This is a genomic window from Halomonas sp. SH5A2, from assembly GCF_014263395.1.
GTDB lineage: Bacteria > Pseudomonadota > Gammaproteobacteria > Pseudomonadales > Halomonadaceae > Vreelandella.
In genome coordinates this window covers 658,616-677,506 of sequence record NZ_CP058321.1, presented here as the reverse complement: position 1 = coordinate 677,506, position 18,891 = coordinate 658,616, and the positions used below count along the sequence as shown (strand labels likewise).

24 protein-coding genes and 1 tRNA gene are annotated in these 18,891 nt (G+C 56.6%); 12 read left to right on the top strand and 13 right to left on the bottom strand.

Going from position 1 to position 18,891, the window contains the following annotated elements; all coding sequences use genetic code 11:
- Positions 1 to 14: 14 nt before the first annotated feature.
- From HXW73_RS03250 to HXW73_RS03205, 10 genes are all read right to left on the bottom strand, one after another.
- Positions 15 to 971, bottom strand: coding sequence for a branched-chain amino acid transaminase (locus HXW73_RS03250; protein WP_186254871.1), 957 nt, complete (start codon positions 969 to 971; stop codon positions 15 to 17).
- Entirely contained in the window at positions 968 to 2,074 is a 1,107-nt protein-coding gene (locus tag HXW73_RS03245) for a class II histone deacetylase (protein WP_186254870.1), read from the bottom strand. The genes HXW73_RS03250 and HXW73_RS03245 overlap by 4 nt, the downstream gene beginning before the upstream one ends.
- Positions 2,071 to 3,102, bottom strand: a complete 1,032-nt coding sequence (locus tag HXW73_RS03240; RefSeq protein WP_186255894.1) for a histone deacetylase family protein — start codon at positions 3,100 to 3,102, stop codon at positions 2,071 to 2,073. Before HXW73_RS03240 ends, HXW73_RS03245 begins: the two co-directional genes overlap by 4 nt.
- A 28-nt stretch (positions 3,103 to 3,130) precedes the next feature.
- Positions 3,131 to 4,405 carry a TRAP transporter large permease gene (locus HXW73_RS03235; RefSeq protein ID WP_186254869.1) on the bottom strand — a complete coding sequence of 425 codons (1,275 nt, stop codon included), beginning with the start codon at positions 4,403 to 4,405 and terminating at the stop codon, positions 3,131 to 3,133.
- Entirely contained in the window at positions 4,402 to 4,947 is a 546-nt protein-coding gene (locus HXW73_RS03230; protein ID WP_186254868.1) for a TRAP transporter small permease, read from the bottom strand. The genes HXW73_RS03235 and HXW73_RS03230 overlap by 4 nt, the downstream gene beginning before the upstream one ends.
- A 98-nt stretch (positions 4,948 to 5,045) precedes the next feature.
- The gene (gene dctP, locus HXW73_RS03225; protein WP_186254867.1) at positions 5,046 to 6,119 is read right to left on the bottom strand and encodes a TRAP transporter substrate-binding protein DctP; all 1,074 of its coding nucleotides are present in this window, start codon (positions 6,117 to 6,119) and stop codon (positions 5,046 to 5,048) included.
- Between the two features lie 84 nt (positions 6,120 to 6,203).
- Positions 6,204 to 7,139 carry an ornithine cyclodeaminase family protein gene (locus HXW73_RS03220; protein ID WP_186254866.1) on the bottom strand — a complete coding sequence of 312 codons (936 nt, stop codon included), beginning with the start codon at positions 7,137 to 7,139 and terminating at the stop codon, positions 6,204 to 6,206.
- A 1-nt stretch (position 7,140) separates the two neighbouring features.
- Positions 7,141 to 7,497, bottom strand: a complete 357-nt coding sequence (locus HXW73_RS03215; protein WP_186254865.1) for a RidA family protein — start codon at positions 7,495 to 7,497, stop codon at positions 7,141 to 7,143.
- A 132-nt stretch (positions 7,498 to 7,629) separates the two neighbouring features.
- Positions 7,630 to 8,397 (bottom strand): helix-turn-helix transcriptional regulator, encoded by a 768-nt coding sequence (locus tag HXW73_RS03210; protein ID WP_186254864.1) that lies wholly within the window; start codon positions 8,395 to 8,397, stop codon positions 7,630 to 7,632.
- Positions 8,398 to 8,563: 166 nt separating this feature from the next.
- Positions 8,564 to 8,634, bottom strand: a tRNA-OTHER gene (locus HXW73_RS03205).
- A 151-nt stretch (positions 8,635 to 8,785) separates the two neighbouring features.
- Between HXW73_RS03205 and HXW73_RS18000 the strand changes: the two genes are divergently transcribed.
- A complete protein-coding gene (locus HXW73_RS18000) occupies positions 8,786 to 9,280 on the top strand; it encodes a DUF4124 domain-containing protein (protein WP_186254863.1) in 495 nt (164 codons plus the stop codon).
- A gap of 290 nt (positions 9,281 to 9,570) precedes the next feature.
- A protein-coding gene (locus HXW73_RS03195; RefSeq protein WP_446718989.1) for an IS3 family transposase occupies positions 9,571 to 11,141 on the top strand; the annotation gives its coding sequence in 2 pieces (ribosomal slippage) (positions 9,571 to 10,024 and positions 10,024 to 11,141; 1,572 coding nt in all).
- Here the strand turns inward: HXW73_RS03195 and HXW73_RS03190 are convergent.
- From HXW73_RS03190 to HXW73_RS03180, 3 genes are all read right to left on the bottom strand, one after another.
- The gene (locus tag HXW73_RS03190; protein ID WP_186254862.1) at positions 11,138 to 11,758 is read right to left on the bottom strand and encodes a hypothetical protein; all 621 of its coding nucleotides are present in this window, start codon (positions 11,756 to 11,758) and stop codon (positions 11,138 to 11,140) included. The genes HXW73_RS03195 and HXW73_RS03190 overlap by 4 nt on opposite strands.
- A complete protein-coding gene (locus tag HXW73_RS03185) occupies positions 11,712 to 11,876 on the bottom strand; it encodes a hypothetical protein (RefSeq protein ID WP_186254861.1) in 165 nt (54 codons plus the stop codon). Before HXW73_RS03185 ends, HXW73_RS03190 begins: the two co-directional genes overlap by 47 nt.
- Positions 11,877 to 11,947: 71 nt before the next feature.
- Complete coding sequence (locus HXW73_RS03180) at positions 11,948 to 12,232, bottom strand: helix-turn-helix domain-containing protein (RefSeq protein WP_186254860.1); 285 nt, start codon at positions 12,230 to 12,232, stop codon at positions 11,948 to 11,950.
- Positions 12,233 to 12,361: 129 nt separating this feature from the next.
- Here HXW73_RS03180 and HXW73_RS03175 point away from each other — a divergent pair, with 129 nt between their 5' ends.
- The 10 genes from HXW73_RS03175 (at position 12,362) to HXW73_RS03135 (ending at position 18,839) form a co-directional block, all read left to right on the top strand.
- Positions 12,362 to 12,571 (top strand): DNA-binding protein, encoded by a 210-nt coding sequence (locus tag HXW73_RS03175; protein ID WP_233337329.1) that lies wholly within the window; start codon positions 12,362 to 12,364, stop codon positions 12,569 to 12,571.
- Positions 12,571 to 13,239, top strand: coding sequence for a hypothetical protein (locus HXW73_RS03170; protein ID WP_186254859.1), 669 nt, complete (start codon positions 12,571 to 12,573; stop codon positions 13,237 to 13,239). The genes HXW73_RS03175 and HXW73_RS03170 overlap by 1 nt, the downstream gene beginning before the upstream one ends.
- Before the next feature lie 4 nt (positions 13,240 to 13,243).
- A complete protein-coding gene (locus tag HXW73_RS03165; RefSeq protein ID WP_186254858.1) occupies positions 13,244 to 13,597 on the top strand; it encodes a hypothetical protein in 354 nt (117 codons plus the stop codon).
- 18 nt (positions 13,598 to 13,615) lie between these two features.
- Positions 13,616 to 13,939: a hypothetical protein gene (locus HXW73_RS03160; RefSeq protein WP_186254857.1), complete on the top strand. Its 324-nt coding sequence runs from the start codon at positions 13,616 to 13,618 to the stop codon at positions 13,937 to 13,939.
- An 11-nt stretch (positions 13,940 to 13,950) separates the two neighbouring features.
- Entirely contained in the window at positions 13,951 to 14,049 is a 99-nt protein-coding gene (locus tag HXW73_RS17995) for a tail virion protein G7P-2 (protein ID WP_222105024.1), read from the top strand.
- A gap of 109 nt (positions 14,050 to 14,158) precedes the next feature.
- Positions 14,159 to 14,419 (top strand): major coat protein, encoded by a 261-nt coding sequence (locus HXW73_RS03155; protein ID WP_186254856.1) that lies wholly within the window; start codon positions 14,159 to 14,161, stop codon positions 14,417 to 14,419.
- Positions 14,420 to 14,819: 400 nt separating this feature from the next.
- Positions 14,820 to 16,049, top strand: a complete 1,230-nt coding sequence (locus tag HXW73_RS03150; protein WP_186254855.1) for a hypothetical protein — start codon at positions 14,820 to 14,822, stop codon at positions 16,047 to 16,049.
- On the top strand, positions 16,050 to 16,400 hold the full coding sequence (locus HXW73_RS03145; RefSeq protein WP_186254854.1) for a DUF5455 family protein: 351 nt from the start codon (positions 16,050 to 16,052) through the stop codon (positions 16,398 to 16,400).
- Entirely contained in the window at positions 16,400 to 17,464 is a 1,065-nt protein-coding gene (locus HXW73_RS03140; RefSeq protein WP_186254853.1) for a zonular occludens toxin domain-containing protein, read from the top strand. Before HXW73_RS03145 ends, HXW73_RS03140 begins: the two co-directional genes overlap by 1 nt.
- Complete coding sequence (locus tag HXW73_RS03135; RefSeq protein ID WP_186254852.1) at positions 17,445 to 18,839, top strand: secretin N-terminal domain-containing protein; 1,395 nt, start codon at positions 17,445 to 17,447, stop codon at positions 18,837 to 18,839. The genes HXW73_RS03140 and HXW73_RS03135 overlap by 20 nt, the downstream gene beginning before the upstream one ends.
- Positions 18,840 to 18,891: the final 52 nt, after the last annotated feature.

Here is an 18,891-nt window from a genome sequence, read left to right as displayed (position 1 = left end):
CTTATAGCCCCGGTTTACGCCGGGGTTAGCCAATGACGGAAATCATCCAGCTCACCGCGCACCGCCTGGCGATATAAGCTCTGCAGTTGGGCCGTGACACTGTTTGGGCTGATCGGCTCGTTGGCAGGCGGGGCGCCAGCGCGCCCTCCGATACGCCGCCCATCCAACTCGCGCAGCGGCAATATTTCGGCGGCGGTGCCGGTCAGGAAGGCTTCATCGGCGGTGTAGAGTTCGTCGCGGGTCATCCGCCGCTCGCGAACCTCAATACCCAGTCCCTTTTGCGCCAGTTGGATCACACTATCCCGGGTAATGCCTTGCAAACACGAGGTCACCTCCGGGGTATGCAGCACCCCATCGCGCAGCAAAAAGACGTTCGCCGCCGAGGCCTCGGCCACGTAGCCCTCCGGGTCGAGCATGATGGTTTCATCAAACCCAGCTTTGAGCGCCGTATTCAGCGCCAGCATGGAATTGACATAGTGGCCGTTGGTTTTGGCGCGGCAGAGGCTGATATTGACGTGGTGGCGCGCCCAGGAAGAGGTGAGCGCCCGTAAACCGTGGGTCGCCGCCTGGGGGGAAATGTACGGGCCTAGATCCCAGGCAGCGACCATTACATGGGTGGTGAGCCCCTGGGCACGTAGCCCCAAACCTTCAGCCCCGAAAAATACCGTGGGCTTCAGGTAGGCATTACTCAAATCATTCCTGGCCAGGCACTCGCGCTGGGCCTCGATCAAGTCAGCTTCGCTGAACGGCAACGGCATATCCAGCGAATGAGCGCTCTCCGCCAAACGGCGGGTATGCTCTGCCGCGCGAAACAGGTGCGTTCCGCTGGGGCCAGCGTAGGCGCGCACGCCCTCAAAGCAGCCCATGCCGTAGTGCAGCGTATGAGTAAACAGGTGCACCGTGGCGTCGCGCCACGCACGCCATTCGCCGTCCTGCCAAATCCAGCCGTCGCGATCATAAAGCGGTGTCATCGGATTGCTTGCTCCCACTGTTGGCGCCAGCTATCGATAAGCGTTTGCTGGTGCGGTTGCAGGGCCTGGTAGCCCCAGGCGGCAATTTCATCGTTTTGCGGGTCGGGCACGGCAATCGCACTGCCCGCCAGGGCTTGGATCACCGCGTGGCCGCATAGCGGCGCATAGCCTTCGGAGTAACCACCTTCGTGGACAAACACCAGCTTGCCATCGCAGCAGCGCTCTGCCAGCGCTTTAAGCTGGGCGGTCATGGCGGCGAATGCCTGGCTGTTGAGCAACATTTTGCCTAATGGATCTTTGGCGCAGGCATCAAAACCACAGGCCACCACGATGAGCTCGGGGTTGAAGACCTCCAGCGCGGGCAGCACCAGTCTTTCCATGGCGTAGTCGTAAGCCCCCAGGCCGCACCCCGGCGGCAGCGGCAGGTTGAGGTTGGCACCCAAGCCTGCATCTTCGCCCTGCTCGTCAAAGCCGCCGGTTTCCAGCGGGTAGTTGGCCGCCTGATGAATCGAGACGGTCAGCACATCCGGCTCGTTATAAAACGCCGCCTGCTGACCGTTGCCGTGATGAACATCCCAATCGAGTATCGCCACGCGCTTGACCTGCGCCAAAGCGCGGGCGCGCATCACCGCGACGGGAATATTGCCCAGCAGGCAGAACCCGCGGCCCTGGTCGGCTTCCGCGTGGTGGCCCGGCGGTCGGCACAGGGCGTAGGCGTTGTTCACCTGACCCAGTGCTACGGCCTCAACAGCCGCCAAGGCTAGCCCCACTGAATGGGTTGCCGCCGCCCAGCTGCCCGGCATGTAAGGCGCGCAGTCGCCGCCATTGCCGCCCCACGCGTTATCCCCCGCCTGCAGCTCGTCTAAGTAGCGCGGGATATGAAAACGCAGCAGGTCATCAAGCGTCGCGGCAGGTGGTTTCACCACGCAGAGCTCATCAATCAGCCCGCTGACTTCGAGGATATTCTTCAGCCGTCGTTTGCTCTCCGGGCTTTCCGAGGCGGCCTGGGGCTGTAAGAACTCACCGGGCGCAGAGAACACCCCAATCGCGCCCAGATCATGCCAAAAGCAGCGTTCTTGCCAGTAAAAGCCGGTCGTGCTCATGCCGTAAAGCCCTGCATAAAGGCGGCCAGGTTGGCGCTTAGGTGCTCGGTGGGATAACCGCCCTCCTGGACCAAAACGGTGGGCAACGCCAACGCGGCCAAGCGTTTGCCAAGTTCTACAAAGGCGTCCGTTTCCACGGTTAGCCCTGCCAATGGGTCGTCCTTGTGGGCATCCAACCCGAGTGCGACCACTACGGCATCCGGCGCGTAGCGCTGGAGGTGATCAATTAACACCGCCAGAGCGTCGAGATACACCACCTCGTCGCTGCCTACCGGCAAGGGCAGATTGACATTCGCGCCCACGCCCTCCTCGCTGCCCTCTTCATCGGCGCCACCCCAAAAGAAGGGGTAGAAGTCACTGGGGTCCGCGTGCAGCGAGCCCGTCCAGACATCGCGGCGGTGATAGAAAATATCCTGGGTGCCGTTGCCGTGGTGCAAGTCCACGTCAATGATGGCCACCTTGGCAAAGCGCTCGCGCAGCACCGTGGCCGCCAGCGCCGAGTTATTCAGCAGGCAAAAGCCGCCGGCGCGCTCAGGCCCGGCATGGTGGCCCGGCGGGCGGCACAGCGCGTAGGCCGCTGGCGCGCCATTAAACACCTCTTCTGCGGCGGCTTCAGCGCTTGCCGCCGAGGCCAGCGCGCCTTGAAAGCTGGTCGCACTTAGCGGGCAGGCCATGTCGTGCAGGTGCCAGCCCGCCTGTCCAATGGGATGGCGCGGGTAGTGGTGGCCGCCGCCACAGGGGTGAATATTGGGCGCAACAAACTCTGCTGCATTCGGCAGCGCCTGCCAGCGAGCATAAATGGTGTCCAGAAACGTCAGGTAGCGCGGCGTATGGATCTGCTCCAGGCGCTTGCGCAGTGTCGGTGAGTCGGCCTCGTTCGGTGCGGTCAGGGTCAGTCCCACGCTCGCCAAGCCTTGGGTAAGCAGCTCGGCGCGCAGCGGGCCTTCCGGTGAAGGCGCAGGCTGGCCGCGCAGCAGAAAGGTCGGCGGCGCGTGATAGGCCTGATCAGGATGGTAGAAGCATTTCATATTCAAATTCGCAATCCTTGGCAGCCCGTTAGAGTAAAGAAGGAATCCAGGTAGAAAGCGCTGGGAATGCCGCCAGCAGAACAATCACCGCTAAAAACGACACATAAAACGGCAGCGAGGCAATAATCGCCTTTTCATAGGGCACCTCGGCGATTCGCGCGGCGGTCATCAGCGTCATCCCCACTGGCGGGGTCACATTGGAGATATTGAGCACCACGATCATCAAGATGGCGAAGTGCAGCGGATCAAACCCCAGTTGGATCATCGCGGGCACGAGCACCGGGGCAATCACCACCAGCGCGGGCAGCACATCCATCACCGTGCCAATCACGATGAGCAGCAGGCAGACCAGCATCAACTGCACAAAGGCGGCATCGCTGACGGTGGTGATCATGCTGGCTGCATCCCTTGCTATGCCCGAACGGGTGACGAACCAACCCAGCACCGCCGAGGTGGCTAACAGGAAGAACACCACGCCAGAGAAACGCACCGTGGTCACCAGCGAATCCCAGATTTTGCGCCAGGTCAGGTTGCGGTAGAACACCACGCCAATCACGATGGCGTAAACCGCCGCAAAGCCCGAGGCTTCGGTAATCGTCGTCAACCCTGAGAGAATCCCGCCGAGAATAATCAGCGGCACTACCATGGCCGGCAGCGCGACGAGAAAGGCGACGATCGCCGCTTTGAAGGGCGTCGGCGCTTGCTTGGGGTAGTTGCGCTTCCAGGCCAGAAAAAAGCTCACGCCCAGCAGCGCCAATGCCATTATCAAGCCGGGAATAATGCCACCGGCAAACAGATCAATCACCGAAATATCCCGCAGCAGCGTGGCGTAGACCACCATCACGACGCTTGGCGGGATAATCGGCCCAATGATTGAGGAACAGGCGGTGACCGCCGCGGCGTACTCGGCATCGTAGCCCTGCTTTTTCATCTCGGGGATCATGATTTTGCCGATCGCGACGGTGTCGGTGACCGCCGCGCCTGTCAGCCCAGCAAAAAACACCGAGACCGAGATATTCACGTGGGAGAGCGAGCCGCGCACCCGGCCAAACAGCGCATTGTTGAACGCGATCAGTTTATGGGTCAGCCCACCCTGGTTCATTAGCTCGGCGGTGAAGATAAAGTAGGGTACGGCGATCAGCAGAAAGCCCGACACGCCGGAGAACATGCGGTCGGCAATGATCCCCAGCATGCGCTCGCCGCCCAGCGCAAAGCCACCGGCCAGCCCCGACATGGCCATCACCACCGCCACCGGTGCGCCGATAAACAGCAGCAAGACGAATACCACGATTGCATGCGTCATGAGCGGGGCTCCCCATCGGCCGTTTCAATCAGTTCATCGATCACATGACTGTCATCGAGAAAGTGCTCCAGCAGGGCAAAACCATGCACTAGGTGAAGCAGCATAATGACGCCGCTAATGGGCAGTACAACAGCGGTAAACTTGCTGGAAATTTGAATTTGCGCGGACACCATGTAGACCTGGGTGGCGCTAGTGAAATACTCCCAGCCGTACCAGGTCAGCATCAGCGCAAACAGCCCAATCACCGCCAAACAGAGCCCTGCAGCGATTTTCACCATGATTCTTGGCAAACTTCGGACCAGCAGGGTCATGGCCACGTGTTCGCCGTAGCGCAGCGAAATGGTCATGGAGAGAAAGCCGATCCACGGCAGAAATAGCCGGGCCAGTGAATAGGTCCAGCTTAATGTACTGCCCGTTACCAGCTTGTAGAGAAAGGCGGTAAACGAAATGCCCAGCATCGCCAGGATACAGCCCACACACACCACGATTGCCACCTGATTGACGCCATCGCTCAGGCGACGCAACGGTTGCAATACGCCCATAACACCCCCTCATGACAACGCCCGCTAATCACGTTTTACGCCGGGGCGGTAAGCGCCACCCCGGCGACGGTCAGCAGCGCGTCGCTATGGACATGTGTTTATTGGCCATAAACACGGTAGTCTTCCTCGGCAACTGTTTGGCCGACGCTTTCGACTTCATCCAGCAGACCCTGTACACGGTCTTTGTCCATACCGAAGTCATCGACAATCCATTCCTGCCATGCAGGGCGGGCAATCTCGGCCATGCGTTCGCGCTCGTCATCGGGCATCAGGTAGCATTCTTCAAAGCGCTCACATGACTCCACCCAGCTGGCGGTCGCCAGTGCGCCTGACATACCGTGGCTCATCTGGATCGCTTCCCGCGCGGAGCTAATCAGCACCTGTTGCTGCTCTTCAGGTAACGACTGATACCACGACTCACTGACAACCCAAGGGGCGCTGTTGTAAACGTGCCCGGTAAGGGTGGTGTAGTCGGTCACCGCATCGAAGTTGAAAGTGGTGTTAAGTACGGGCGCATTGAACTGGCCGTCGGCCAAGCCGGTTTCCAGGGCGGTGATCAGCTCGCCCCAGGGTAGCGGTGTGGCAGACGCCCCAAGGGCTTGCATGATGGCGACGTGGGCGGGGTTCTCTTCCGTGCGGATGTTGAGCCCTTCCAGGTCTTCGACGGTCTCAATCAAGCGCACATTGTTGGTAAACGCCACAAAGCCGCCGCCATCGTCGAAGGTGCCCAGGTAGCGCATATCCGCGTCTTCAATGGTGCCGGACATGAAGTCAGCGAACCATTCACTGTCGAAGAAGGTCCAGGCTTGGCGCCAGTTAGTGAACAGGAATGGTGCCGTGACCACCTGGTAGTCTTCATAGAAGGACGACATCGCCCCGGCCGACATGATCGTCGACTGCAAGGTACGCCCGCCCTGTACTTCCGAGCCGTTTTCCACCTCGGAGCCTAACTGGCCGCCACCGAAGATGTTGACCGCAAGATCCCCGTCGGTACGCGCCTCGACAAGGTTTTTGAAGTGCACCAGCGCCGGATAAATCGCGTTATTGCTCATGTCCTCCGGCAGTTGGGTGGCGATCACCATTTCATTGGATTGCGCTTGGGCAGTAGCACTGGCAATCGCCAGCGGGAGTGCTGCCAGTGTGGAAATCAATATGGATTTGTTAGCGTTCATAACATACCTCGTTTTGGTTGTTGGTCGGTCTTGGTTATGACTGGCGTTACCACCTCATCGGTAGCGAATTTTTTGTTGTGTGGGTTATTCGGGAAGTGACTCCCATACCTCGATGGCGGCGGCGAGATCTTCAAGCGAAGCACCTACCGATTTGAATAGCGTAATCGCCTCCTCTCCCGAGCGTCCGGGCTTAGCTTCAGATAGCACTTCGGCAAGCTCCGCCTGAATCTGGTCAAGCTGAAACTCACCTTCGTCAATCGCTTGCAGAATATCCCCCGCCTCGCCTTTGGCACCGGCGTAGGTATCCACAAATACCTCTGAGCGGCGCAAACATAGGGCATCGGTTTCGCGCATTTGCGGACGAAACGCGCCGATCAAGTCCAGATGAGTGCCGGGGGTCAGCCATTCACCCTTGATCAGCGGCTGGGTGGAAAGCGTCACACAGCTGATGATATCGGCCTCGGCTACGGCGTCTGCCAGCTCGTCTACCACCTGTGTCTCGAAGCGTTCGGCGTAATCGTCGGCTATCGCTGCCGCCTTGCTGGGATTACGCCCCCAAATCAGCACCCGCTTGATAGGCCGCACGCTGGCGTGGGCTTCAATCACCATCGGCGCTAGCTTGCCAGTGCCCACAACCAGCAGGGTTTCTGCGTTTTCATTCGCCAAGGCTTGGGCGGCAAGCGCCGAGGCCGCTGCCGTACGCCGCCGGGTAAGCTCGCTGCCATCGATACACGCCAGCGGCTGACCGTGCTTGCCCTCGCTGAGCAGATAAAGCCCGGAGATAGCTGGGACGCCATGGTCGGCGTTTTGCGGAAACACATTGACCATCTTGACGCCGATATACCCCGCTTCTTCCCAGGCGGGCATCAGCAGCATGGTGGCTTCGCCATCTGGCCGGTGCATGGCGTGATGGTGGCGCGGTGGCGACTCAACGCCATTTACGAAAGTGGCATGTAGCCGCTTGACCAACCCCTCCCAACTGAGCGTTTGAGCAACGTCTTGTGCAGATACAACCCGCATATCAGGCCTCCGGCAGCGCGGCAATCACCATGATTTCCACTTTCCATTCGGGCTTGGCGAGCTTGGCTTCGACGGCTGCGCGAACGGGCGGGCGCCCCGGCACGACCCAGGCATCCCAGGCGGCGTTCATGTGGTCGAATTCTGCCATGCTGGTGACCCAGATTTGCGCTGAAAGCAGATGTTCTTTGGAGGTGCCGGCCTGGGCCAGCAGTTGATCGATGCGCGCCAGCACTTGTTCGGTCTGCCCGCGAATATCCGCCGAGGCATCCGTGGGTACTTGCCCCGCGAGGTAAACGGTGCCGTTATGAACCGCCACTTGGCTCATCCGCGCATTGCTGTCTTGGTAGGTAACGCTCACAGGGTCTCTCCATCAAAAGGGCTTCTTCAGAGACTAGAACGCTATGTGGCAAATTACTTGCCCGACACTGCGGCAAGTTTGCCCGTAAGTCATGCAGACTGTTCTCAGGATGAGGCCAGTTCCAGGAAACGCCTACCTGTCAGACGAGGGAGAGATGTCGAAATAGCGCCGATACGCGCGGGAGAAGCTGCCCTGGTCGCGAAAACCGACCAACATCGCGACATGCCCCAGGCTGAGCGTGCTGTGCCGTACCAACGTACGCGCATGCTCCAGGCGCCTGCGCTGGACATAGGCCAGCGGCGTCACACCGGTCAGCTCGCGAAAGCAGGTGTGGAAATGCCCTGGGCTCAAGGCAGACAGGGCGGCTAGCTGCTCAACACGGATCTCATCGGCCAGATGCTGATCCAGCCAGGCATCCAAACGAGCGAGGTCAAGACGTTCGCTGATACAGTGCTGGCCTAACTGCCCAGTGGCGGCGGGAGTCGCATCCTGAAGGTACATGGTCAGCGCGCGCAGCAGCAGGATAGCAATTTCATTCTGCAGCGCAGGGCACTGCTCAAGCTGATTGGCCAGGGCATGGGTAAGCTGATTTAACGCCGGGGGCACACTGAAAAAACGCGGCTTGTCGAACAAGCGCTCAATCTCGCCACCTTTTTCAAGCCTAGCCAGTTGAGCAACGGGAATATCCAGCACCAGGGTACGGTTGCTGCCGTCGCCCTGATACTCGTGATGGCGCGACGAGGGAATCAAACACCCACGGCGGGCAGTCACCCTTTCCCCCTGCCCTTCCATCGAAAGCTCCGTGACACCACAGGTGGCCAGAATCAACTGATGGAAATCGTGGGTATGGGCCACCTGCTCCTGGGATAAGTTGCGACTATGCAGCTCAAAAAGGGCCATGGTGGGTTACCGTCTTTCGTCGAATGCTGATCAAACACTATAAGACGGCAAGGCTACAAAATGCGAGGGGGCAGCCAACTGTGCGTTAACGGTTTGTCGGGCAGCGCCTCAAAAGGGCCTTAAAAAGAAAAAGGGCCTAACGATAAACGTTAAGCCCTTAAAACTTTGGTGCCGGTGGCCAGACTCGAACTGGCACGCCTTTTACAGCGGCGGATTTTGAAGCCCTGTGACACCAGCTCATTAAAGCAGGCTGCGTTGATTTTACGGGTGTTTTTCCTCAAAAGCTATTCGTTTTGGCTCGCTCAGGCTCAATGACCGTGTCGCAATGTGGACACTTGTATAATTTCCTTGGTAAGCTTTTCCTATATTAGCTTAGGCTTCATGGACGATGAAAAAGCGCTCACTGCTCGTATTTTTGGCCCTGTTACCGCTCTCAGCTCAGGCTGAGCTATACAAGTGCGTCACCAATGGTCACACCACCTTCCAGGACTTCCCCTGTGAGTCGGGTAACGCAGAACCGATACAGCCTAGCGGCATTTCCATCTATACACCACCAGACCTGAGCCCACAGCCCAGGGAATCCCGATCTGTGACGCCTCAACCAAATCGCTCCCGCAATAACTCCAGCGCGTCTAGCGATTACCAATCAACCACAGAACGGCGTAACGCAGAAGTAAGGGCCAGAACGCGCGGGGTGGTCATTCCTGGTATGTCAGAACGCCAGGCCATCAGCATACTTGGCAAACCAGCAAACATATCAACTCGCACCCGCAATGGGCGCACGTGTCGATATCTTTACTGGGATGGAAGCCGCCCCTTCCAGGACGGCTATCATAGGGTGACTATTTGTGGTGGTGAGGTTTCTAGTTATACAGGGCGATAAGTATTACTAGAAAGAGAAGTTTAGAAAATTCCAAAAAGAAAAGAAAAACCCAAATACAATAAAAAAAATACAAAGGTTTTGCTTTTCAGCATAACCTTCCGACCTCTCTTCAAAATTTTTAATTTTTTCGGATAAGACCTTAAACAAACATCGCTGTATCTCAATCAAATTTTCTGAGCTAACACTAAAAACAGGATCTCCTGATGTCACATTATCCCCCTCTGTCAGCCTAGTTGTCCGGTTGGCGATATCGCCTAAATCAAATCCAGAGGGAGCGGCATGGAGCGCGTGTGCCACGTTATTCTAAAGAGCGTAAAGCTGTTGTACTGAAAAAGTTGTTGCCACCCCATAATCGCAGTGTGGTATCTGTCGCCACTGAAGAAGGCATCTCTGACGCGACGCTGTATAGTTGGTTAAAACAGTGTCGAGAAAAAGGAGTGCCTGTGCCGGGTTACACCCAAAGCGACAACGAGTGGTCGCCTGACGCCAAGCTTGCCGTGGTCATCGAAACCGCCACCCTGTCAGAAACAGAGCTTGGTGCTTACTGCCGCGAAAAAGGCCTGTATCCCGAGCAGATCCAACAGTGGAAAGCCGCTTGTCTCCAGGGCGCTGGCCAACAAGAAGACCAGCAAAAAACGGCACAAAAGCAGCGTAAACAAGACCGTAAGACGATCAAACAGCTCAAAGCGGAAGTGCGTCGCAAAGACAGAGCCCTAGCGGAAACGACATCGTTACTGGTGCTCTCAAAAAAGCTCGACGCCTTGTACGGCGAAGACCCGAACAGCGGCGAGGACGACTGACGCCTCTTGAGGAACGTGCAAGGCTCATTACGTTGTTTGATGAAGCGGTCACCGGGGGCGCTTCCCGTTATCAAGCAGCGGCGATGATAGACGTGAGCGAGCGCACGCTGAAACGCTGGCGTTCTGGGTGTGGCGCGGTGGCTGAGGATCAGCGCCCACACGCGGTACAAGGCAGTCAGCCGCATCAACTGACTCACGAGGAGGAACAGGCTATTTTGAGTGCCTGCAATCGCTCCGAGTATCAGAGCCTGCCACCGTCTCAGATCGTGCCGTTACTGGCAGATCAAGGGGTCTACTTGGCTTCCGAGTCGTCGTTTTACCGGGTACTGAAAAAGCACCAACAGCAGCACCATCGAGGGCGAATGAAGCCACGCCGCCCAGTGCCTGAGCCGACGAGCTTCACAGCAACCGGACCCAACCAAGTCTGGTGCTGGGACATCAGCTATTGCTCTTCCGTTGTGCGTGGCCAGCACTGGTATCTCTATCTGATCATGGATATCTACAGTCGCAAAATCATCGCCTGGGAAGTCCACGAGGCGGAATCAGGCGAGTTAGCGAAACACCTGCTGGAACGCGCTTTATTGCGCGAAGGCTGCTGGCACCAGCCTCCAGTGCTGCACTCGGATAACGGCGCACCGATGACGTCTTATACGCTTAAAGCGAGGTTAACAGAGCTGGGGATGTTGATGTCTTACAGTCGACCGAGAGTGAGCAATGACAACCCTTACTCGGAAGCGTTGTTCCGCACCGTCAAGTATTGTCCAGCGTGGCCCACAAAGGGCTTTGCATCGCTGAACGCGGTACGTGACTGGATGCTGACGTTCGAACGCGCTTACAACGAACAGCACCTGCACAGTGGCATTCGGTACGTGACGCCCGCTGATCGGCATCAAGGTGCCGACCGAGAACGTCTTGAGCATCGCAAAGCGGTTTATGAAAGAGCTAAGCGCCGACATCCACAGCGCTGGTCAGGCAACACACGAAACTGGGAAGTACCCGGTTCGGTAGCGCTCAACCCTGGCAAGCTGCAGGAAGTCGAGCGTAATAAACAGGCTGCTTAGAGGCAGCTATTTGGACAACTGGGTTGAAAATCACCGTTATCTTTATCAGCAGTCTTCCTTACACTTAAAATAGCTTCATCAAACAATTTCTCAATTTCATTAATCTCATTTACCGAAGAAACACACAACTTCAGCAACCCTCCTCTGATACGCACAACATTATCCTTTGATATCAAAGTATTCTTCTGATTAACTAATTCATCAAAAAGCTCCCCTCTCCTCTCCCCGGAATACTTAGAATTATGCTCCTGGACATCATTTCCAACAAACTCAGCTCTTCTTTTTTTATTATAAATACTCTCTCTAGAAAGGCCGTCTAATAAAGCAAAACTTTTTATCTTGCTAAAAGTATGAAAAAAATCTGCTGTGCCATGCACAAACCCCAGAACAGCATCTTCATACTCATTTAGATAACGTATAATCTCGTCTCTTCTTCTTACTTCCTTGTTAGTTTCGATTGATAAAAAACTCCAACTACCTGCTATTAAAAAACCAGAAACACCAATCACAGCCTCTTTGTCTTCTGAAAAATAATCTCCTGTAAGCATAAAAAAAAGATAGCTTAATAAACTAGCCACTAGAACATAGGGCCAAAAAGAAAAACGTTTCAACTTCATCTTTTTTTCTTCCACTTTTTAAAAATTTATTTTCAATCCATACATAAAAAATGGCCACCCCACCAAATAGGATCGCCATTTTTAAAATTTGCTGAAATGCTGCTCTCGCTTCTTCCACAACCCTTGCTCCCTATTCCCCTTATCCACAGTGCCTTCCTCCCTGGAACCATCTATCCACAACCCGTTGGGCTAGTCGGTATCCGTCCCTGTTTTCTTCAACATGCGGCGTGCCCTTTCTAACTCAGGGCTTACTTGGCCACACGGCTCGTCTGTCTGTCCTGTCATTAGCCAAAGCGTGTACTTCGGCCATTGCTGGCAAATGGCTTCTAACATCTCGCCTTTAGGTGCCCGACCAGTTAGCTCAATGTTTTCAAGAGTTTTCTTAGGAATTCCAATTAGTTGGGAAAATTCCGCACGCCCGCTCGTCTCGACTTCACGAATTTGACGGATTTTTTCTGTTAGCTTGCTTGACATATCCCGACTTCTCGGTATCCTGAATTTAGGTGATCCCGATTTATCGGGATACTGGGTCAGCAATATAACCGTTTTTACTTATTGCTGGTTTTGAAGATACCACAACATGCCACAGCGAGCAGGTACAGCATGGAAACGAGCAATTCGCCCCACGTCCCCGCACCCCAGGTGCCCGTTATGACGGTCGAGCGTTTCTCCGAGCTATCCGGCCTCACACCCGACACCGTGCGGGGCCAGCTCAACCAGGGAAACCTCCCGCTTATCAAGGTCGGCCGTCGTCGTCTTGTCAACGTCGCGCTCTTTACCGCTGAGTGCCTTCAATCGGAGGACTGGCACTAATGACCGCATTTGCTCCTATTGCCACGCTAGCGACGCCCTGCACGCTGCTGGAAACCGATGACCTCACCATCGCCACGCAAAAGCTATTGCTGGATGGTGAAGCCGTACCGGATGGCGTACTTCTTCATCACCACAACGCCACCAGCGGCGGCTTTTACTTTCTCTCGGTGCCTGCTGCCCACTTGCTCGCCCTCAACCTGGACGACAGCACCATTCTTCGCATGGCCGACATTGACCACGGCAAGCGTTACAGCATCGCCTTCAAGCACCTACAGCAAGCTCTGGCCTACCTCGCCAAGCACTACGGCCTTGCCCTGGCCGACGAACCTGCGCCCACACCTACCGACGCCTCCCCTTGTCCTTCGGCGATTGTGGTACCGGCGCATCTATCCACACCCCCACGGCTAACCCGCCGTCCGTTATCCACAACGGCCTTTAGCCCTTTTGGAGTTATGCACATGAGTAAAAAACAGCCCATTCGGGTCTTCCTCGACCAAGAGATCCACAGCCGGTATCTCATCCAGGCAGGCACCAACGGCCTCACCCCCTCCGCCCTGGGGGAACGCCTGATTCAAAGCGGCCTTACCCAACTGGAACGCGGCGACAAGGCACCGCTGGATGCACCGGCCGGTGATGCCTCCCCCGCTCCCCACGGTAACGGGGCCTGATCCCATGTCCCCTGCCCGTCATCCGTCGCCCGTCGGTCGCACGGCTTCCCGAGTCCGCACCGGCGCGGCTGTCACACCCGAGGCACGAGCGGTTGACAGCCGTGCCGGTGTGGACTGCCGTGCATTTCGACCAGAGGGCCACGGAGGGCGGGTAGGGGACTCCCCCTGCCTCGATTCCCGAGCTCTGAGGGAGCGGGGCCAGCGGTGCCTGCATGGCCGAGACTTTGCACGCGCCGCGACGTACTACGCCCAGGCCGAACACCTGACGTTAATACTGGACGGTGTGACCCCTGATACCACTGAGCTAGCCATTCTCGCGGACTATTGCCTAACCCAAGCCGCCAGAAGCCAACGCTAACGAAAAGGAAACCTAACCATGATCAACACCATTCAAGCCCACGTCATCGGCGCATCACGCTACAGCATGGACAACGGCGTCAAAGGCGCAAAAGTCACCATCATGCAGCCGTCAGCCCAGGACAACGAAAACCAGCTGGGCAACCAGGTCAGCACCATGTCCGCGCCCTATGAAATTCTCGATCAGCTGCACGCCTTCGCCCCGCACATGCCGTGCCCGCTGGAACTCGATATCGAATTTCGCGCCTCGGGCGGTAAAGCCACCATGCACGTCCTCGCCGCCCGCAAGCCAAGCGCTACCGGTGGCCAACAGCAACCCGCCTCTAACGGCGACAAGAAATAGGATTTTGAGCCATGGACACTAACGAACTTTCCAGTCTGTGGCTCCTGGTTTATTGCGTCGGCCTCGTTCTTACGTTCGGGATCGGCGCGATAAATGGGGGGCAACGATGAACGACCCAAGCTTGACGTTTGTTGTTGGTTCCCTATTCACGTCCTACGCCCTCGGTTGGGCGTTTGGGCACATCATTTTAACCCTTAAACGCTTTATGGAGTCTGTCTCATGACCCTTAAAACCATCGCACAACACGTAAAACAAGCCGCAACTTACACACGCGGCAAAGTCGCTGGCGGTGCTGCCCTTATGGTCGCTTCAGCCGCTGCCCATGCACAAACGGCCCCCACCGGCGCAGAAGCCGCCTTCTCTGAGGTGCAATCTGCCGGTGCGGATATGGCCGGTTACGCCTGGCCGGTGGTTGCCTCCATCACCGCCGCGTTAATCGGCATCAAGCTGTTCAAGAAGTTTGCTAACCGCGCTTCTTAACACGATGCCTGTCGGGATCATTGAGGGGCGGAAACGCCCCTTTTTCAATAGCGAGGAGAACATGATTAAAAAAGCCGTTTTACCACTGCTCTTAGCGCCTTTTTTAATGGTGTTTTCATGTTGTGTGTCTGCTGATCCATATTTTTATCAACCTGGTTATAGTAGTCCTTCTGAGGGCTGTAACGCTTATATTAGTAGTATCTCTGTAAACTCTAGCACTGGTGCTTATAACTCATTTGTTGGCGCTACCTATAAAGGTTCTGGTAAATATACTTGTAGATATAGAACGATGTTCCCTGAGACGGGTGGCCAGACTAATGTTAAAACATTTCGCTCTATTGATTCTTATGGCTGTTCAGGCTCTGAATACTGCAACTATTTGGAAAGTAATCCCGAAGCATTGCCCCAATTAACTGATGAACAATGTTCATCGTCTAATGGCTCAACCATTCGCGTCTCATCTGGTGCTGCTAACGCCCTGAATGCAGGCGGTTCCTTTAAGACCCATGGCGGCGCTTGTTCGGTATCATCAACAGGGGGCGTTGAAGCCTGCGATGCTTCCGGCGAGTGCATTGTTTCGATTGAATCCACATCGACCGATGAATACGGCACATGGACGGAAGATTCCGCTTTAAACGGTGCTTGGCCTGACGGCGATTCAGATGGCACCTTTTCCGTTACTGAATTTAATACCCCCGATTACTTAACTCCGCTGGGTAATTCTTCTTGTTCTGATAATTCTTCCTGCGTCACTATCGGTGACACTGATTACATGGTCGATTGGGACTCAGCGCCTGATTACTTCGAGTATGTCGGCCCCGACGGCAACACCTATAGCAACCCTAATTCGGGTGGTGGCTCGGGCGGAGGTTCTGGTGGTGGCGATGGTGACGATAGTGGCGATACTGGCGGCTCTGATCCCAACAACCCCGACAACCCCGACGACAATAACGACAGTGGTTCCGGTGGTAATGACTCAGGCGGAAGTGACGGCGGTTCCGGCGATGATGGCACCGATAACGGCGGTGGTTCCGATGGTGGCTCTGGTGGCGGGTCCGATGGCGGCTCTAGCGTGCCGGATTTTGAATTTGATGAATCCGGCATTATCGAAGCCATTGGTTCAGCTGGCCAAGCCAACCAATCCGCCATTGATGCCATGTCCGGCGACATTACCGGCGCGATTAACGGTCAAACCGATACTCTCTCCGACAGCATAGACGGGGCAGCCGATGGCCTCTTGGAGGGTATCACCGACGCCTTGGATGGCTTTGTCGATGATCTGGCCGACACCTTCACCGAAGACCTGGGCAGCGGTGACGATCTGTTCGATTCCTCCGGCATGGATGAAACCCTGGACGGTGTCAGCCAGGAGGAAGCCGAGTACGGCGACGAAGTACGCGGCTTGATGGATGAGATCGGCGATGGGGAGTCCTCCGGCATCGCTGAACAGGTCACCTCCCGCTTGCCCTCGCTCCCCTCCGGCAGCTGCACCCCCATGCAGTTTGGCCCCATGGAAATTTCCTGTCGTGCGTTCACCACCATCCAGCAATGGCTGACCTGGATCGTCTATTTCTGGACGGTCGTTAGCGTCGTGGACACCTTCTTCCGCTCCAGTCAGAGGACCGCATAAATGGCTTTGCCTGCATTACTTGGCATGGGCGCGATTATCGGCTTTTTCTCCCGCGTCCTGGAATGGTTCATCACCCGCATCGCCGCCCGCTTTACCAACCGCCTCGCGGGCATGCTGGTCTGGACAACGCTGTATATCACGCTCCTGGTCGCCCTGGGGGGAACCCTGGCCGCGATTATCAACGGTCTGAGCGCGACCCTCCCGTCAGAGCTTGCCCAGGGCATCGGCGCGATAAAACCCAACAACTTTGAAGCCTGCATGGCCGCGATTTATAGCAGCAAGATCGCCGTGTGGGTCTTCCAGCAGAAAAAGCAGCTGATCGACTGGGAGCAAGGGAGGCCCGTTCTCTAATGGCTGTCTACGTCGTCACCGGCAAATTGGGCGCCGGTAAAACCCTGGTCGCCGTCGGCAAGATCAAGGACAAACTGGTCCAGGGCTGCAAGGTCGCCACCAACCTGGACTTGAACCTGGATCAGCTGATTGGCGAAAAGGCCAAACAAACCCGTTGTTTTCGTATCCCTGATAAACCGGTTCTTGATGACCTGAAGTCCATCGGCACGGGTACCGAGGATTACGACGAAAGCAACAACGGCCTCTTGGTGCTGGATGAGTGCGGCACCTGGTTCAACGCCCGTTCCTGGAACGATAAAAGCCGCCAGGACGTGATTAATTGGTTCCTGCATGCGCGGAAATTGGGCTGGGATATCATTTTCCTGATCCAGGACCTGTCGATCATGGACAAGCAGGCCCGCGTCGCCCTTGCCGAACACGTGGTCTACTGCCGCCGCCTGGATCGCGTCACCGTCCCCTTTGTCGGCGCGCTTTACTCCCTGTTCATGGGCAAAAAAATACCGCTGCCCAAGGTTCACCTGGGCATCGTCAAATACGGCGACTCACCGCAAAGCCTCACCGTGGAACGCTGGACCTATACCGGCCGCGCGCTCTACCCCGCTTACGACACCAAACAAGCCTTCTCCGACAACTACCCCCACGGCACGTATTCCCTGTTGCCGCCCTGGTACACCCACGGCATGTTCCGCGTGCCTCGGGATGCGAGGTTCTACATGAAGATGACGCGCATCTATTGGAAGCGCTTTAACCGTCCAATTCTTTCCCTGGCGTCGTTTGCCCTGGGCGCGTTCCTTACCGTGTCGGTCCTGGTCGCCGACCGCGTTAACGCTCGCTCTCAGGACGACACGCCACCGCCTGCACCACCTGAACTACCCGACCTTAGCAACACCCGTATCGCCAGCTTTACCCAGCTCGGCGATCAAATTACCTACCGCCTCATTGATAGCGACCACCAGTCCCTAACCACCGACGATCTCGCCCGCCAAGGCTTTCACATCGTCCCCGTTAGCGCCTGCCTTGTTCGCGTAGAAAATGGAGTCTCCCATGCTGAAATTCGCTGCTAACACCGTCGCCGGTATCACCCTGGCTACCCTCTCGATCACCGCTCACGCCACGCCTGTGCAGATGCAGGACACCGATATTCGGGAGTTTGTGCGCTGGTACGTCGAACAAACCGATACCCCGCTGGCGATTCACCCCAAGGCCACCGGCACCTTGACCGTCTACGCGCCCGACGTGGCGGATCATCAACTGGATGAGTTCTTCCAGGGCGTCCTCTCAAGCCACGGTTACACCATTCTGCCTGGCAATCCGCCCACTGTGGCCCCCAGCAGCCAAGCGTCAACGTCTCAACGCGCTGACAGTCCGACCGATCCCCGCGACGTGATCGCCTCACCGCCCACGTTAGAAAAACCACCCGAACCCCAGGCCACCCACCTGTTCCAGTTCGATAACGTACGCGCCGACGATATCTCACCACTGATCACCAGCTTTTTGACCCAGCAATCAGGGGACGGTACCCCGCCGCGTGTTCAAGTGCTGCACGCCTCCAATGCGGTATTGGCGAAGGGCCCAGAGAAGCAACTGACCCAGCTGCAAAACCTAGTGCCCGATATCGACGTGTCACACCCCCAAATCTTGATCCAGGCGGTGATTTTCGAAACCACGGACGGCGACACCTTTGATTTAGGCGTCTCGCTGGGCAAGGCCACGGGTGGCGATGTGGTAGGCGGCTTTAATACCGATAACCTGGGCACCTCATTAAGTGGTACCGGCGGCACCTTCGGCATTTTCGACGGCAACGTATTAGCGTTTGCCATTAATGCCTTGCAGCGTGATTCAAGCTCTAACGTGTTATCCACACCGCAAATTCTGACCCTCTCCGGCAAGCGCGGCATTATTTCCATCGGCCAGAATGTCCCGTTCGTCACCGGCCGCGTAACGGGCGAATCCGCCGACGTGGATAATCCCTTCCAGACCATCGAGCGCCGTGATGTGGGTATCCGTCTGAACGTGCTGCCTGTCGTCACTGCCTCGGGTCTGGTGATCATGGATATCACCACGTCAGCCGATTCGCTTACCGATTCCCTGTTAGCCTCTGATATCATTACCAATCAACGGCAAATCAATACCACCGTTCAAATCCGTTCCGGCCAAACCCTCTTACTAGGCGGCCTATCGTCACAGGACGACAGATCACAGGTCTCCGGCGTTCCAGGCTTATCAGAGGTACCCCTCGCTGGACGGTTGTTTAAGAACGAATCCACCAGCACCCAACGCACCAATCTCCATGTGCTGTTACAGGCAACGGTGCTCCCTCGTTTTGATGCGAATCAGCGCGTCACCGACCAAAACGCCACTTCATCCGTGGCCGGTCTTGTGGCAACTCGCTGGCATCAAGAGGTCGAGACCCTCCCTGTAACACGTCTCGCAGAGTGACAACCAAACCCGAGTTATTGGCTCACTACAGCACGTTTCAGCATTTTGGATT